This is a genomic window from Ensifer adhaerens, from assembly GCF_020035535.1.
In the GTDB taxonomy this organism is placed as follows: Bacteria; Pseudomonadota; Alphaproteobacteria; order Rhizobiales; family Rhizobiaceae; genus Ensifer.
Genome location: NZ_CP083349.1, coordinates 3,362,907 through 3,378,644 on the forward strand (window position 1 = coordinate 3,362,907; position 15,738 = coordinate 3,378,644).

The 15,738-nt window shown below is 64.6% G+C and carries 14 protein-coding genes; 8 read left to right on the forward strand and 6 right to left on the reverse strand.

From position 1 onward, the window contains the following. The first annotated feature begins 76 nt into the window (after positions 1–76). Together modB and modC are read left to right on the forward strand one after the other, a co-directional pair. A complete protein-coding gene (modB, locus tag LAC81_RS16500; RefSeq protein ID WP_113535969.1) occupies positions 77–778 on the forward strand; it encodes a molybdate ABC transporter permease subunit in 702 nt (233 codons plus the stop codon). After that, complete coding sequence (modC, locus tag LAC81_RS16505) at positions 775–1,848, forward strand: molybdenum ABC transporter ATP-binding protein (RefSeq protein ID WP_223725671.1); 1,074 nt, start codon at positions 775–777, stop codon at positions 1,846–1,848. The genes modB and modC overlap by 4 nt, the downstream gene beginning before the upstream one ends. Before the next feature lie 39 nt (positions 1,849–1,887). On the opposite strand, the gene LAC81_RS16510 is transcribed toward modC, so the two are convergent. Then, a complete protein-coding gene (locus tag LAC81_RS16510) occupies positions 1,888–2,286 on the reverse strand; it encodes a winged helix-turn-helix domain-containing protein (protein WP_223725672.1) in 399 nt (132 codons plus the stop codon). A gap of 185 nt (positions 2,287–2,471) precedes the next feature. Here LAC81_RS16510 and LAC81_RS16515 point away from each other — a divergent pair, with 185 nt between their 5' ends. From LAC81_RS16515 to LAC81_RS16540, 6 genes are all read left to right on the forward strand, one after another. Beyond that, positions 2,472–3,803 carry an NAD(P)/FAD-dependent oxidoreductase gene (locus tag LAC81_RS16515; protein WP_223725673.1) on the forward strand — a complete coding sequence of 444 codons (1,332 nt, stop codon included), beginning with the start codon at positions 2,472–2,474 and terminating at the stop codon, positions 3,801–3,803. Between the two features lie 419 nt (positions 3,804–4,222). Beyond that, on the forward strand, positions 4,223–5,455 hold the full coding sequence (locus LAC81_RS16520; protein ID WP_223725674.1) for a 3-methyl-2-oxobutanoate dehydrogenase (2-methylpropanoyl-transferring) subunit alpha: 1,233 nt from the start codon (positions 4,223–4,225) through the stop codon (positions 5,453–5,455). A 1-nt stretch (position 5,456) separates the two neighbouring features. Beyond that, on the forward strand, positions 5,457–6,470 hold the full coding sequence (locus LAC81_RS16525; RefSeq protein ID WP_223725675.1) for an alpha-ketoacid dehydrogenase subunit beta: 1,014 nt from the start codon (positions 5,457–5,459) through the stop codon (positions 6,468–6,470). 1 nt (position 6,471) lies between these two features. Beyond that, a complete protein-coding gene (locus LAC81_RS16530; protein ID WP_223725676.1) occupies positions 6,472–7,770 on the forward strand; it encodes a dihydrolipoamide acetyltransferase family protein in 1,299 nt (432 codons plus the stop codon). Between the two features lie 7 nt (positions 7,771–7,777). Then, the gene (lpdA, locus tag LAC81_RS16535) at positions 7,778–9,172 is read left to right on the forward strand and encodes a dihydrolipoyl dehydrogenase (RefSeq protein WP_223725677.1); all 1,395 of its coding nucleotides are present in this window, start codon (positions 7,778–7,780) and stop codon (positions 9,170–9,172) included. A 126-nt stretch (positions 9,173–9,298) separates the two neighbouring features. After that, positions 9,299–10,480 carry an acetyl-CoA C-acyltransferase gene (locus LAC81_RS16540; protein ID WP_223725678.1) on the forward strand — a complete coding sequence of 394 codons (1,182 nt, stop codon included), beginning with the start codon at positions 9,299–9,301 and terminating at the stop codon, positions 10,478–10,480. A gap of 103 nt (positions 10,481–10,583) precedes the next feature. On the opposite strand, the gene purU is transcribed toward LAC81_RS16540, so the two are convergent. The 5 genes from purU to hmgA all read right to left on the reverse strand — a co-directional run bounded on the left by purU (position 10,584) and on the right by hmgA (position 15,608). Further along, positions 10,584–11,468, reverse strand: a complete 885-nt coding sequence (gene purU / locus LAC81_RS16545; RefSeq protein ID WP_223725679.1) for a formyltetrahydrofolate deformylase — start codon at positions 11,466–11,468, stop codon at positions 10,584–10,586. Positions 11,469–11,633: 165 nt separating this feature from the next. Continuing rightward, a complete protein-coding gene (gene maiA / locus LAC81_RS16550) occupies positions 11,634–12,272 on the reverse strand; it encodes a maleylacetoacetate isomerase (RefSeq protein ID WP_223725680.1) in 639 nt (212 codons plus the stop codon). Positions 12,273–12,302: 30 nt separating this feature from the next. After that, positions 12,303–13,319: a fumarylacetoacetate hydrolase family protein gene (locus LAC81_RS16555; protein ID WP_223725681.1), complete on the reverse strand. Its 1,017-nt coding sequence runs from the start codon at positions 13,317–13,319 to the stop codon at positions 12,303–12,305. Positions 13,320–13,374: 55 nt separating this feature from the next. After that, the gene (locus LAC81_RS16560; protein ID WP_223725682.1) at positions 13,375–14,244 is read right to left on the reverse strand and encodes an MBL fold metallo-hydrolase; all 870 of its coding nucleotides are present in this window, start codon (positions 14,242–14,244) and stop codon (positions 13,375–13,377) included. Further along, complete coding sequence (gene hmgA / locus LAC81_RS16565) at positions 14,241–15,608, reverse strand: homogentisate 1,2-dioxygenase (RefSeq protein WP_113535958.1); 1,368 nt, start codon at positions 15,606–15,608, stop codon at positions 14,241–14,243. The genes LAC81_RS16560 and hmgA overlap by 4 nt, the downstream gene beginning before the upstream one ends. Between the last annotated feature and the right edge of the window lie 130 nt (positions 15,609–15,738).

Sequence of the window (15,738 nt, forward strand, 5' to 3'; positions counted from 1 at the left end):
AATCTTTTGTCAGAGGCAGTAGCGACTGAGGCGGACAGTCACGTCCCACCGGCCGCGTATCGGGGAGCGATATCCGTTGGACTGGCTTGCAGTGAGCGATGCGGAATGGACGGCGATCCTGCTGAGCCTGCGCGTCGCAACCGTCGCGATGATCTGCAGCCTTCCCTTCGCGCTCGCGGTTGCCATGCTGCTCGCCCGCGGGCGTTTCTGGGGCAAGACTATCCTGAACGGTCTGGTACACATGCCGCTCATCCTGCCGCCCGTCGTTACCGGCTTTCTGCTTCTCCTGCTCTTCGGCCGCCGCGGACCGCTCGGCGCCTTCTTCGCCGATTATTTCGGCCTCGTCTTTTCCTTCCGGTGGACGGGTGCAGCACTTGCCTGTGGCGTCATGGCCTTTCCGCTGATGGTTCGCAGCATCCGCCTGTCGATCGAGGCGGTCGACCGCAAGCTCGAAGATGCAGCGACCACGCTCGGCGCCAGTCCGGTCTGGGTCTTCGCCACGATCACGCTGCCGCTGATCATTCCCGGCATCATCGCCGGCATGATCCTCGCCTTCGCCAAGGCCATGGGCGAGTTCGGCGCGACGATCACCTTCGTCTCCAATATCCCCGGCGAAACGCAAACGCTGTCGGCCGCCATCTACACCTTCACCCAGGTGCCCGGCGGCGATGCCGGCGCCATGCGGCTGACGATCATTTCGATCGTCATCTCCATGGCCGCACTCATTTTCTCCGAATTGCTGGCCGCCTTCGCCGCACGCCGGGTGGCCGCCCAATGAGCCTCACCGTCGAAACCCATCATCAACTCGGCAATTTCTCGCTCGACGCCGCCTTCACCTCGGATGGCGGCGTGACGGCACTGTTCGGCCGATCCGGCTCGGGCAAAACCTCGCTCATCAATATCATCGCCGGCCTGCTGAAACCGCAAAGCGGCCGCGTCCTGCTCGATGGCGACGTCATCGCCGACAGCGAGAACAGGGTCTTCACACCGGTGCATCGCCGCCGCTTCGGCTATGTTTTTCAGGAGGCGCGGCTCTTCCCGCATTTGAGCGTCAGCCGCAACCTTGCCTATGGCCGCTGGTTTGCCGGCAAGAGCGGCAGCGGTGGCGACTTCGCACGCATCGTCGAGATGCTCGGCATCGGCCATCTGCTTGAACGCAACTCCTCGGCACTGTCAGGCGGCGAAAGGCAGCGCGTCGCAATCGGCCGGGCCTTGCTCGCGGCACCGCGCCTGTTGCTGATGGATGAACCGCTCGCCGCCCTCGACGAGGCGCGCAAGGCCGAGATCCTGCCCTATCTCGAACGGTTGCGCGACGACGCCGGGATCCCGATCGTCTATGTCAGCCATTCCGTCGGCGAGGTCACCCGGCTCGCCCGGCGCGTCGTGGTGCTCGAAAACGGCAGGGTCACCGCATCGGGTGCGGCGGCCGAAGTGTTGAGCGCGCCCGCCGCCACGCTTGCCACCGGCCGGCGCGAGGCCGGTGTTCTGCTGGAAGGCGAGGTCGAGGGAACCGATCCGTCCCACGAGCTGACGACCGTCCGGGTCGGGCGGCAACGGCTGCGCATTGCTGGTGTCAGCGCCACACCCGGCAGCAAGCTTCGCCTGCACATCGCCGCGCGTGACGTCATGCTGGCGACTGCGAGACCGGTGGAGATCAGCGCACTCAACGTGCTCGAAGGGCGCATCCTGGCGATCGCGACGGAGGAAGACGGCAGCGTCGATGTCCGGGTCAATTGCGGTGATGCGACGATTGCCGCCCGCATCACCCGCTTTTCGCGCGACGCGCTGCAGCTCGTTCCCGGCAGGACCGTCTATGCTGTCATCAAGTCGGTGGCGATCGATCACTAGAGCACCACCCTGCATTTGCCCGCTCGAAGGCGACATGCACTAGGCGTCGTCTGAAACGACCTCGTCCGTGCCGAACGGTGAATCGCCGCCGCGCATGGACTCGAGCCAGGCGAGATCTTCGGCGATCGCGGCCTGTACCCGTTCTTCCATCTGCCTGTAGCGACGGATCAGCTCCTCGCCGAACGGCGTCACCAATGCGCCGCCACCCTGTTTGCCGCCGCGCTGTGATTCTACCGAAGGTTCGCTGAACATCCGGTTCAGGGCATCGACCAGCAGCCAGGCACGGCGATAGGACATGTCCATCGCCCGCCCCGCGGCGGAGATGGAACCGGTGTCGCGTATCAGTTCGAGCAGCAGGATCTTGCCGCGACCGAGCCGGTCGGCGGGCGGAAAATCGATGCGCAGGACGGGGCGAAGATCGGGGCGGCTCTCACTCATGCGGGCGAGCATAGAAGTACGCGCAGGAATCCGAAAGGCCGTCTCGCGGCGAACCGGACCGGTTCACGATAAAAGATTGCCGGCAACCGGGCGCCTGCCGCCGACTGCCAGATTGCAGGTCTTGATCTCGCGCCTTCGACATGTACCGATGATCCCGACAAGCCCCTGCCCGAAAGTACCTTCCCATGCCAGGTCCGACACTCGATCCCATCGCCACCGATACCGGCCTGCCCGCCAAGGCCGACGTCGTCATCGTCGGCGGTGGCATCATCGGCGTGAGCACCGCTCTCTTTCTGGCCGAACGCGGCATCGATGTCGTGCTCTGCGAGAAGGGCACGCCCGGAGCGGAACAGTCGAGCCGCAACTGGGGCTGGGTGCGGGTCATGGGCCGCGACGAGCGCGAGATTCCGCTGGCGATCGAGGCGCTGAAGATCTGGGGCACGCTCGACGCCCGCGTCGATGGCGAGACCGGCTTTCGCCGCAGCGGCATCCTCTACATCTCCGAGAACGAGCGCGACGTCGCCAACCGCGACGCCTGGCTCGCCCTGGCAAAACCCTACGGCGTGGATAGCGTGCAACTCAGCTCCGACACGACAGAAGCGATGATGCCGGGCGCCGCCGTCCGCTACGAAGGCGGGCTCTTCACGCCGAGCGACGGCCGGGCCGAACCGCAGAAGGCCGTGCCCGCGATCGTCGCCGGTGCCCGCCGCGCCGGTGCCCGTATCCTCACCGGCTGCGCCGTGCGCGGCGTCGAGAAGGCGGCCGGGCGGATTTCCGCCGTCGTGACCGAAAGAGGCCGCATCGAGACATCGACGGTCATCGTTGCCGGCGGCGCCTGGTCGAGGCTGTTCCTCAAAGGCCTCGGCATAAGGCTGCCGCAGCTGAAGGTGCGCAACACGGTGTTGAGAACCGGGCCAGTCTCCGGCGGGCCGGAAGGGGCCGGCGCAACCGCGACCTATGCCTATCGCAAACGCCTCGACGGCGGCTACACCATCGCCGATGGCGCTGCCAATCTGCACGCGATCGTGCCTGACAGCTTCGCCTTCTTCCGTGATTTCCAGCCGGCGCGAAAGGCGGAGGGCGACGCTGTTCAACTCGGCATCAGCGCCCAGAGCTGGAACGAACTGTTCGAGATCGGCGCCGTACCGCTCGACCGGCCGGGCGCCTTCGAACGCCATCGCGTGCTCGATCCCAATCCGGATTCGCGCCGCGCCTTGCATGCGCTCGATGCCGCCGCAAAGGCCTTGCCCTTGCTGCGCGAAACCAAGGTGCAGCAGATCTGGGCCGGGCTGATCGACGTGACGCCCGATGCCGTCCCCGTCATCTCGCCCGCCGAAAGCCTTCCGGGCCTCATCATCGCGACGGGCTTTTCTGGCCACGGTTTCGGCATCGGGCCGGGCGCCGGACACCTCGTCGCCGACCTCGTGACCGGCGCAAAACCGATCGTCGATCCGGCGCCGTTCCGGCTCTCGCGCTACTTCGATGGCACGCCTATCACGCTTGCCCCGCCGGTTTGACGCCATCCGCGCCGAACGGCCGCGAAAGAAAATTACAAGCAACGACCGGCAGGAATATGCGCAACACAACGCGTGGGCGCACTCCCGGCAGGATTCTATCTTTCTTTGCTTGCCCCTGCCCCGCAACGCCGAAAGACCTTCATAAGCCCCGGAACTCGTGGCAGTCTGTGAGCATTCCCGTCGGGAGAGCGGGGGCTTTTAGGAGGAGTCTGTGCAGACCTTAGGCGGAGGAGCCTTGCCGGTCACATTGCACGTCCTCGTACACCTCAGGCCCATCATTATCCCGACCCAGAGCATTTCCAGCATAGGTCCTAGCGCCTTTGCGTCCGGAAATGCGTGAGAACAGACATGAAGAGCGGTTCGACTGGAACCGCTCTTGATTTGGTGCACTGCGCACTCCGGAGGAGGCCGGAAACCGCATGAGCGATCTCGATCGACTTAGTCTGCATGTCCCCGAACCTGCCGTTCGGCCCGGTGGTCAGCCGGATTTCTCCAACGTCAAGATCCCGAAGGCCGGCTCCGTGCCGCGCCCGGAAGTGGACGTCGCGCCGGAAGAGATGCGCGACCTCGCCTATTCGATCATCCGCGTGCTTAACCGCGACGGCGAGGCGGTCGGTCCCTGGGCCGGGCTGCTTTCGGATGATGAACTGCTCTCAGGCCTCAGGCATATGATGCTGCTGCGCGCCTTCGACGCGCGCATGGTCATGGCGCAGCGCCAGGGCAAGACCTCCTTCTACATGCAGCACCTGGGCGAAGAGGCCGTCAGCTGCGCCTTCCGCAAGGCGCTGGTGAAGGGCGACATGAACTTCCCGACCTATCGACAGGCCGGTCTTCTGATCGCCGACGGCTACCCCATGGTCGAGATGATGAACCAGATCTTCTCGAATGAGAGCGACCCCTTGCGCGGTCGCCAGCTGCCGATCATGTATTCCTCCAAGGAACATGGCTTCTTCACCATCTCCGGGAACCTCGCGACCCAATATGTGCAGGCGGTCGGCTGGGCGATGGCTTCGGCCATCAAGCGCGACACCAAGATCGCCGCCGCCTGGATCGGCGACGGCTCGACAGCGGAATCGGACTTCCACTCGGCCCTTGTCTTTGCCTCCACCTACAAGGCGCCGGTCATCCTCAACATCGTCAACAATCAGTGGGCGATCTCGACCTTCCAGGGCATCGCCCGTGGCGGTTCCGGCACCTTTGCCGCCCGCGGCCTCGGCTTCGGCATCCCGGCGCTGCGCGTCGACGGCAACGACTATCTCGCCGTCTTTGCGGTCGCCAAATGGGCGGCCGAGCGCGCCCGTCGCAACCTCGGCCCAACGCTGATCGAATACGTCACCTACCGCGTCGGCGCCCATTCGACCTCCGACGATCCGAGCGCTTATCGCCCGAAAACGGAATCGGAGGCCTGGCCGCTCGGCGACCCGGTTCTTCGGTTGAAGAAGCACCTGATCCTGCGCGGCGCCTGGTCGGAAGAACGCCACACCCAGGCGGAAGCCGAGATCCTTGACGAAGTGATCCAGGCGCAGAAGCAGGCCGAAGGCCACGGCACGCTGCATGCCGGAGGCAAGCCCTCGGTGCGCGATATCTTCGAGGGCGTCTATGCCGAGATGCCGCCGCACATTCGCCGCCAGCGGCAGAAGGCAGGTTACTGATATGGCCAGAATGACAATGATCGAAGCCGTGCGCAGCGCCATGGACGTTTCCATGGAGCGCGACGACAATGTCGTCGTCTTCGGCGAGGACGTCGGCTATTTCGGCGGCGTCTTCCGCTGCACCCAAGGCCTCCAGGCGAAATACGGCAAGACCCGCTGTTTCGACGCGCCGATCAGCGAAAGCGGCATCGTCGGCACGGCAATCGGCATGGCCGCCTATGGCCTGAAGCCCTGCGTCGAGATCCAGTTCGCCGACTACATGTACCCGGCCTACGACCAGATTACCCAGGAAGCCGCCCGCATCCGCTACCGGTCCAACGGCGATTTCACCTGTCCGATCGTGCTGCGCATGCCGACCGGCGGCGGCATCTTCGGCGGCCAGACCCACAGCCAGAGCCCGGAAGCGCTCTTCACCCATGTCTGTGGCCTGAAGGTCGTCGTGCCCTCCAACCCCTATGACGCCAAGGGCCTGCTGATCGCCTCGATCGAAGATCCGGATCCGGTCATGTTCCTGGAACCGAAGCGGCTCTATAACGGCCCCTTCGACGGCCATCATGACCGCCCGGTCATTCCCTGGTCGAAACACGATCTCGGCGAGGTACCGGAGGGCCATTACACGATCCCGATCGGCAAGGCGGAAATCCGCCGCCAGGGCTCCGCCGTCACCGTCGTCGCCTATGGCACCATGGTGCACGTGGCGCTCGCGGCAGCCGAGGAAACCGGCATCGACGCCGAGGTGATCGACCTGCGCAGCCTGTTACCGCTCGACCTCGATACCATCGTCAAGTCGGTGGAAAAGACCGGGCGCTGTGTCGTCGTGCACGAAGCGACGCTGACGTCGGGCTTTGGCGGCGAAGTGGCCGCCCTCGTGCAGGAACATTGCTTCTACCATCTCGAAGCCCCTGTCGTGCGCGTCGCCGGCTGGGACACGCCCTACCCGCACGCCCAGGAATGGGACTATTTCCCCGGCCCCGCGCGCGTCGGACGCGCGCTCGTCGAAGTGATGGAGGCCTGACATGGGCGAATTCGTAATCAAGATGCCCGATGTCGGCGAAGGTGTGGCCGAGGCCGAACTCGTCGAATGGCATGTGAAGCCCGGCGATCCCGTGCGCGAGGACATGGTGCTCGCGGCCGTGATGACCGACAAGGCGACCGTCGAAATCCCCTCGCCCGTCACCGGCACGGTGCTCTGGCTCGGCGCAGAGGTGGGTGACACCGTTGCGGTGAAGGCGCCATTGGTGCGCATCGAAATCGCTGGCGAAGGCGAAGCCGCGGCATCGGCCGACGACAAGCGAGCCACCAAGGCGGAAGAAAAGCCCGCAGTGAAGGCTGAGGCGCCCGCGCCGGTCGCCAAGGCGACCCAGCCCGCGAAGGTCGAGGTGAAGGCACCGGCCACGAACGGCGCCCACGCCAACGGCGTTCACCAGCCGGGCGACCGGCTGGAAAAGGCGCTGGCGTCACCGGCCGTGCGCCTGCGTGCCAAGGAAAGCGGCGTCGACCTGCGCCAGGTGACGGGGTCCGGCCCGGCCGGCCGCATCACCCATGATGATCTCGACCAGTTTATCGCCCGCGGCGCCCAGCCGGCGCTGGCGCCCGCAGGCCTGCAGCGCAAGACCGCCGTCGACGAGATCAAGGTGACCGGCCTTCGTCGCCGCATCGCGGAAAAGATGTCGCTCTCCACGTCGCGCATTCCCCACATCACCTACGTGGAAGAAGTCGACATGACCGCGGTGGAAGACTTGCGCGCGACCATGAACCGCGACCGCAAGCCGGACCAGCCGAAGCTGACGATCCTGCCCTACCTGATGCGCGCGCTGGTACGCACCATTGCCGAGCAGCCGGCCGTCAACGCGATATTCGACGACGGTCCCGGCATCATCCATCGCCACCACGCCGTCCATATCGGCATCGCAACGCAGACGCCGGCCGGTCTCACCGTTCCGGTCGTGCGCCATGCCGAAGCGCGCGGTATCTGGGATTGCGCCAACGAACTCAATCGCCTGGCGGAAGCCGCACGCACCGGCACGGCCACCCGCGACGAACTCACAGGCTCGACGATCACGATTTCCTCGCTCGGCGCACTCGGCGGCATCGCCTCCACGCCCGTAATCAACCATCCGGAAGTGGCGATCGTCGGCGTCAACAAGCTCGCGATCCGCCCGGTCTGGGACGGCACGCAATTCGTGCCGCGCAAGATCATGAACCTGTCCTCGAGCTTCGATCACCGCGTCATCGACGGCTGGGATGCGGCCGTGTTCGTGCAGCGGCTGAAGACGCTGCTCGAAACGCCGGCGCTTATTTTCGTGGAGGCCTGAGGCGATCATGAAGGAAATCTCCTGTAAGCTGCTCGTGATCGGCGCCGGCCCCGGCGGTTACATCGCAGCCATCCGCGCCGGTCAACTCGGCATCGACACCGTCATCGTCGAAAAGGCCAAGGCCGGCGGCACCTGCCTCAATGTCGGCTGCATCCCCTCCAAGGCGCTCATTCACGCGGCCGAAGAGTTTCATAAACTGCGTGCGGCCGCTTCCGGCCGCAGCCCGCTCGGCCTGTCGCTAGCCAACCCCTCGATCGATCTCGCCCATACCATCGCCTGGAAGGACGGTATCGTCGGCCGGCTGAACGGCGGGGTGATCGGCCTCCTGAAGAAAGCCGGCGTCAAGGCAGTGGTCGGCGCGGCCCGCTTCATCGATGGCAAGACCGTCGATGTCGAGACCGAAACAGGGCTGCAGCGCATCCGCGCCGAAGCGATCGTGATCGCCACCGGTTCCGCGCCGGTCGAGCTGCCGGACCTGCCCTTCGGCGGGCCGATCATTTCCTCGACCGAGGCCCTGTCGCTAAAGAGCGTGCCGAAGAGCCTCGCCGTCATCGGCGGCGGCTATATCGGCCTCGAACTCGGCACCGCCTTTGCCAAGCTCGGTAGCCATGTCACCGTGCTCGAGGCGCAGCCGCGTATCCTGCCACTCTATGACGCCGATCTGACGAAGCCGATCGGCAAGCGCCTTGGCGAACTCGGCATCGAAGTCTTCACCCAGACGGTCGCCAAGGCCTACTCTGCCGAGACCGGCAGCCTGCAAGCCGAGCACAACGGCCGCCCCATCGATGTCGCCGCCGAAAAGGTGCTCGTCACCGTCGGCCGCCGGCCGGTGACCGAGGGCTTCGGCCTGGAGGAGATCGACCTCGACCGCACCGGCCGCTTCATCCGTGTCGATGACCAGTGCCGCACTTCGATGCGCGGCATCTACGCGATCGGCGACGTCACCGGAGAGCCGATGCTGGCACACCGCGCCATGGCGCAAGGGGAAATGGTCGCGGAGATCGTCGCCGGCCACAAGCGCAGCTGGGACAAGCGCTGCATCCCCGCCGTCTGCTTCACCGACCCGGAGATCGTTACCGCCGGCCTGTCGCCCGACGAAGCGCGCGCAGGCGGCATCGAGATCAAGATCGGCCAGTTCCCCTTCCAGGCGAACGGCCGCGCCATGACGACACTTGCCGAAGACGGTTTCGTGCGCATCGTCGCCCGCGCCGACAACCACCTGGTGCTCGGCATCCAGGCAGTCGGCCATGGGGTCTCGGAACTCTCGGCAAGCTTCAGCCTGGCGATCGAAATGGGCGCGCGCCTCGAAGATATCGCCGGCACGATCCATGCGCATCCGACGCAGTCCGAGGCTTTCCAGGAATCCGCGCTGAAGGCGTTGGGGCACGCACTGCATATCTGATGCCTCGCGTAGTAGAATGGCCCCTCGTCCGGCCTACCGGCCACCGTCTCCCCGCCAAGCGGGGAGACGGACACATGTGGCGCCCACCCGCTTCAACAATTGCCTTTTGTCGTATGGGAGAAAGACATGAGCAGAACTGACCCGATCGTCATCGTTTCGGCGGCCCGTACCCCGATGGGCGCATTTCAGGGCAGCCTCAAAGATTTGACCGCGCCCGAAATCGGCGCCATCGCGCTGAAGGCAGCACTCGATCGCGCCGGCCTTGGCGCTGTCGACGAGGTGCTGATGGGCAATGTGCTGCCGGCCGGCGTCGGCCAGAACCCGGCGCGCCAGGCAGCCCTTGGCGCAGGCCTCGGCAAGGAGACACCGTCGACGACCATCTCCAAGGTCTGCGGCTCCGGCATGAAGGCGCTGATGCTTGGTCATGACGCGCTGCTTTCGGGCAGCGCATCGGTGCTTGCTGTCGGCGGTATGGAGTCGATGACCAACGCCCCCTATCTGCTGCCAAAGGCGCGCGGCGGCTTCCGCCTGGGCCATGGCGAAGTCAAGGACCATATGTTCCTCGACGGCCTCGAAGACGCCTATTCCGGCCGGCTGATGGGCACCTATGCCGAGGATACAGCGGAACACTACCAGTTCTCGCGCGCTGATCAGGACGCCTTCGCGCTGCGCTCGCTCGATCGCGCCATCCGTGCGGCTGAGGATGGTTCCTTCGCCGAGGAGACGGTGGCGGTCAGCGGCGCTGGAAAGCGACAGACCGCCAACCTTGATCGCGACGAGCAGCCGACCAAATCCGATCCGGCAAAGATCCCGAAGCTGAAACCCGCCTTCCGCGACGGCGGCAGCGTGACGGCGGCCAACTCGTCGTCGATCTCCGACGGGGCCGCAGCACTGATCCTGATGCGCGCGAGCGAGGCGGAAAAGCGCGGACTGACGCCACTTGCGATCGTCGCCGGTCATGCCGGCCATGCGCAGGAACCAGCCTGGTTCACCACCGCGCCGATCGGCGCCATCGACAAGCTGATGACCAAGCTTGCCTGGGAAAAGGGTAGCGTCGGCCTCTACGAAATCAACGAGGCTTTCGCCGTGGTGGCGATGGCGGCGATCCGCGATCTGGGGCTTTCCGACGATATCGTCAACATCAATGGCGGCGCCTGCGCGCTCGGCCACCCGATCGGCGCCTCCGGCGCCCGCATCATCGTGACCTTGCTGCACGCCATGCGCGCCAAGAACGTCAAGCGCGGCATCGCCTCGCTCTGCATCGGCGGCGGCGAAGCGACGGCGGTCGGGCTGGAGCTCTTGCAATAGCACAGAGCGTCCTTCCGGCAGCCTCGCGCTTCAATCTATGGAAAACGCCGCCGGTGGAGCCGGCGGCGTCTCTGTTTTTCAGCGGGGGGTTTGCCCTCGCGGCTCAGCCCATGCGCTCGGAAGCGTAGGAACCCGGGCTCGGCGGGAAGACGACGACGCGGTTGCCGTTGATGAAGCAACGGTTGTGGATATGCGCGTGCACGGCGCGGGCAAGCACCTGGCTTTCGACGTCGCGGCCGATCGACACGTAGTCTTCCGCACTCTGAGCATGGGTGATGCGGGCGATGTCCTGCTCGATGATCGGGCCTTCGTCGAGGTCTGCGGTGACGTAGTGCGCCGTCGCACCAATCAGCTTCACGCCGCGCTCATAGGCCTGCTTGTATGGGTTTGCGCCCTTGAACGACGGCAGGAACGAGTGGTGGATGTTGATGATCCGGCCCGACATCTTCTTGCAGAGCGCATCCGACAGGACCTGCATGTAGCGGGCAAGCACGATCAGTTCGGCGCCGGTCTGGTCGACGAGCTCGAGCAGCTGGGCCTCGGCCTTCGGCTTGTTCTCCTTCGTCACCTTGATGCAGTAGAAGGGGATGTCATGGTTGACGACCACCTTCTGGTAGTCGAAGTGATTGGAGACGACGCCGACGATGTCGATCGGCAGCGCGCCGATCTTCCAGCGATAGAGCAGGTCGTTGAGGCAATGGCCGAAACGCGACACCATCAGCAGCACCTTCATGCGCTCTTCACTGTCGCGGATTTCAGCATTCATATCGAAGCGCTTGACCACCGGTTCGAAGCCGGCCTTCAGCTCGTCGAGCGTCACGCCTTCCTGGCTGATGAAGGTAAGCCGCATGAAGAACAGGCCGGTTTCGAGGTCATCGAACTGCGAACTGTCTGAAATGTAACAGCCCTTTTCGGCGAGATAGCCGGTGATGGCGGCGACTATGCCACGGGTGGTCTTGCAGCTGACGTTCAGCACATAGCTTTTCATCGGTAGGTCTCTCGCTCCAGAGGTTTTTCCGGCCCCCCTTATACGGCCAGTCACACAAAAACTAGCGCGGCCTTTTCGCCGCCGTCGATCCATTCGCGACATTCGCTTGACGGAACTGGCCAGACGGCGCCGGCGGCACGATATGGGTTCTCAGGCCCCGCGGCTCTAGCGCGGCGTGCGGTCCGGGTGCGCGCGGGCGAAAGCCTCGATCTCCGCGCAATTCTGATCGATTGCCACAACCCGCGGGCAAGCGGTGAGATCCACGTCCCAGCGGCGGGCATTGTAGACCTGAGGCACCAGGCAGAAATCCGCCATGGTCGGGCTGTCGCCATGACAGAAACGGCCGGTCGCGGAATGATCGAGCAGTCGTTCGAAGGCAGCGAGCCCCTCACCGATGAACTTGCGCATCCAATTGCGCCGCGCCGCCTCGCCGTCCTCCGCATTGGCCATGACATAGGAAACCACGCCGAGATTGCAGACCGGATGGATGTCCATCGCAACCGCATAGGACAGCATGCGCACCCGCTGACGACCGATGGCATCATCCGCCAGGAAGCCGGACGCCACTCGCGTCTCGGCAAGATATTCGATGATGGCGAGCGATTGCGTGAAACGCTCGCCATCGATGTCGAGGGCAGGCACGAGCCCCTGCGGGTTGCGGGCCAGATGCTCCGGCGCCTTGTGCGCCTTGGCAAGCAGGTCGACCGGCACCGAACGATAGCTTTCGCCGAGGCTATTGAGCGCGATACGCACCCGATAGCTCGCCGACGAACGCCAGTAATCGTAGAGGACGGTCTCGCTCATGCCTTTGCCCGTTCTTGTAGGTCGGCCGTATCAGGCCCGGTTGTAGGCTTCGACGGTCTGCTCGATCGCGCCGAAGATCGAATGACCGGTCTTGTCCTTCATCTCGATGCGCACGACATCGCCGACGCGGAGGAACTGGGTCTTCGGCGCGCCGCCGGCGATCGTCTCGATCATCCGGACTTCCGCGATGCAGGAGTAACCGGCACCGCCCTCGGCAACCGGCTTGCCCGGGCCGCCATCGAGCTTGTTGGAAACAGTGCCCGAGCCGATGATCGTGCCGGCGCAAAGCGGCCGGGTCTTGGCCGCGTGGGCAACCAGTTGCGCAAAATCGAAGGTCATGTCGACGCCGGCATTGGCGCGGCCGAAGGGCTTGCCGTTCAGGTCGACGCAAAGCGGCAGATGCAGCTTGCCGCCGTCCCAGGCATCACCCAGCTCATCCGGCGAAACGGCGACCGGCGAGAAAGCAGACGACGGCTTCGACTGGAAGAAGCCGAAGCCCTTGGCGAGCTCGGCCGGGATCAGGCCGCGCAACGACACGTCGTTGACCAGCATGATGAAACGAATTGCCGCCCGCGCCTCTTCGATCGTTGCAGCCATCGGCACATCGTCGACGATGACGGCAACCTCGCCCTCCATGTCGACGCCCCAGCTTTCGTCGGCAAGCGGGATCCGATCGCGCGGTGCGATGAAGCTGTCGGAGCCGCCCTGGTACATCAGCGGATCGGTCCAGAAGCTCGAAGGCATCTCGGCATTGCGGGCCTTGCGCACCAGCTCGACGTGATTGACGTAGGCCGAACCGTCGGCCCATTGGTAAGCGCGTGGCAATGGCGACAGGGCGTCGTGCTCGTGAAAGCGGATCGTCGGCTGCGAGCCGGTCTCGATTCCCTCCGCCACGCGCGCAAGCCGCGGACCGGCATGCGCCCAATCGTCGAGCGCTGCCTGCAGCGAGCGGGCGATGTGCCCCACTTCCGAGCAGCGGGTAAGATCGCGAGAGACGACCACGAGCTTTCCGTCGCGCGTACTGTCCTTGAGTGTCGCCAGTTTCATGCAGTCCTCCCTCTCAATCTTTTCATTGTTCACGCAGTTTCGGACGAAACCGCGCTTAGGCGGACGAATCGTCCGCAATCTTCACAACAAGGCCGTCGGCGGCGATCGTCAAGGCGCCCGCCCAGTTTTTGCGGGTCGCCGCGATCCAGTCCGTTTCCGAAATCTCGGGATCGTCGGCAGGGATCAGATGGTGCAGCACCAGCCGGCCGACGCCCGCGGCCGTTGCGATCGCGGCCGCTTCTCCGGCAAAGCTGTGGCTCGCCAGCAGATGCTCCTTCAACCGTGCGCCATTGCCGGTGCGCGCCACCAGCCGGTCGACGCCTTCGGCAAGCATCGCCTCATGCACGAGAATGTCGGCCCCTTTGGCGAAATCGGCAAGCGGCGGGAAATAGGCGGTATCGGACGAGAACACGACAGAACCTTCCGCATGGTCGAACCGAAGCGCAAAACAATCGGTAACCGGCGGATGGTCGACGCGCAGCGCCGAGAGCGTCAGGCCACTCTCCGACAAGATTTCGCCTTCGGAGAACTCTATGACCTCGACCAACGCGCGCAGATCCGGCCGGCCCTCATCGACGATGCGGATGTCGATATCGAAGGCCATCGATTGCAGGAAGCCCTGCCAGTAGGCGCGGGTGCCGGCGGGGCCGAAGACGCGCACCGGCTGCGATAGCCCCGCGGTCCAAGCCGTGTGAATGAGCGGCCCGAGCTCGAGCACATGGTCCGAATGCAGATGGGTAATGACGATCAGGTCCAGCGTCTTCAGCGCGACACTGGCATTGGTCAGCCCGCGGGTGACGCCGAGAGCGCAATCGACGACAACAGTCCGGCCGCCGATTTGAAGCAGAGACGACGTCGGCCACGGGCCGCCCGGCCGGATCGCCGGACCACCCTTGCTGCCGAGCAAAACCAGGCGTGAACTCAAGACCAATCGCCTTCCGGCGTCCCGTTGAACCGCTTCTTGAGATCGCTCCAGCAGTCAATGTAGTTGTCCTGCAACGTCTCCAGTTCGGCGGCGAAGCGGGTCAGCTGCTGCGGGAAGCGGGTCTCGAACATGAAGGCCATCGTATGGTCGAGCTTCACCGGTTTCAACTCGCTATTCGTTGCCTTGTCGTAACCTGATGCATCCGGCCCGTGCGCCAGCATCATGTTGTGCAGGCTCATGCCGCCAGGCACGAAGCCTTCCTCCTTGGCATCATAGCGGCCATAGATCAGCCCCATGAATTCGCTCATGATGTTGCGGTGATACCAGGGCGGCCGGAAGGTGTGTTCCGCCACCATCCAGCGCGGCGGGAAGATCACGAAATCGATGTTCGCCGTGCCCTCCTCGCCAGAGGGTGCCGTCAGCACCGTGAAAATCGACGGATCCGGATGGTCGAAGAGAATGGCGCCGACCGGCGAATAGGTCTTGAGGTCATATTTATAGGGCGCGTAGTTCCCATGCCAGGCGACGACGTCGAGCGGCGAGTGACCGATCTCGGTCACGTGGAAGCCGCCGCACCATTTCACATGCACGCGGCAGGGCGTTTCCTTCTCCTCGAAGGCGGCGACCGGCGTCTTGAAATCGCGCGGGTTTGCAAGGCAGTTGGCGCCAATCGGGCCGCGATCCGGCATCGTAAACTTGGCGCCGTAATTTTCGCAGATGTATCCGCGCCAGACCTTCTCCTCACCACGCCGTGTCACCTTGAACATGGTGCCGCGCGGCACGATGCAGATCTCCGAGGGCTCCACATTCATCTTGCCGAGTTCGGTGAAGACCTGGATCGCGCCCGTTTCCGGAACGATCAAGAGCTCGCCGTCCGCATTGAAGAAGTAGTCGTCCACCATGTCGGCGTTGAAGGCATACGCATGCGCCGCCATGCCGGTCTGCGTCGGCGCGTCGCCCGCCGTCGTCATCGTGCGGATGCCCTCAAGGAAATTCAGTTTCTCCGCCGGCACCGGCAGCGGGTTCCAGCGCAACTGGCCGAGCGCCAGCGAATGCTCGGCCACATGCGGCGCCGTCTTCCAGTGCGGGTAGTCGATCTTGCTGAAGCGACCGGTGTGACGGACGCTCGGGCGGATGCGGTAGAGCCAGGACCGCTCGTTCGTGCCGCGCGGGGCAGTGAAGGGCGATCCGGAAAGCTGCTCGGCATAGAGCCCGTAAGCGCATTTCTGCGGGCTGTTCTGCCCCTGCGGCAGGGCACCCGGAAGGCTTTCGGTCTCAAAATCGTTGCCGAAGCCGGGCATGTAGTTGAGCGCCTCCTCAGCCCTCACCTGCGCCTCGGCCTGTTTTCCTGCCTTGTCCAGCATCATCGATCCTCCTCCTCATGGCGCCTCACTTCGGGTTCTCGAAGCGACCTGCGAAAGGTCCGGCGCAATCCCAAATACCGCAGCGACGACCTTTTCCCAGGTGGACGAAATTGCCGCGTTCGGCATATTA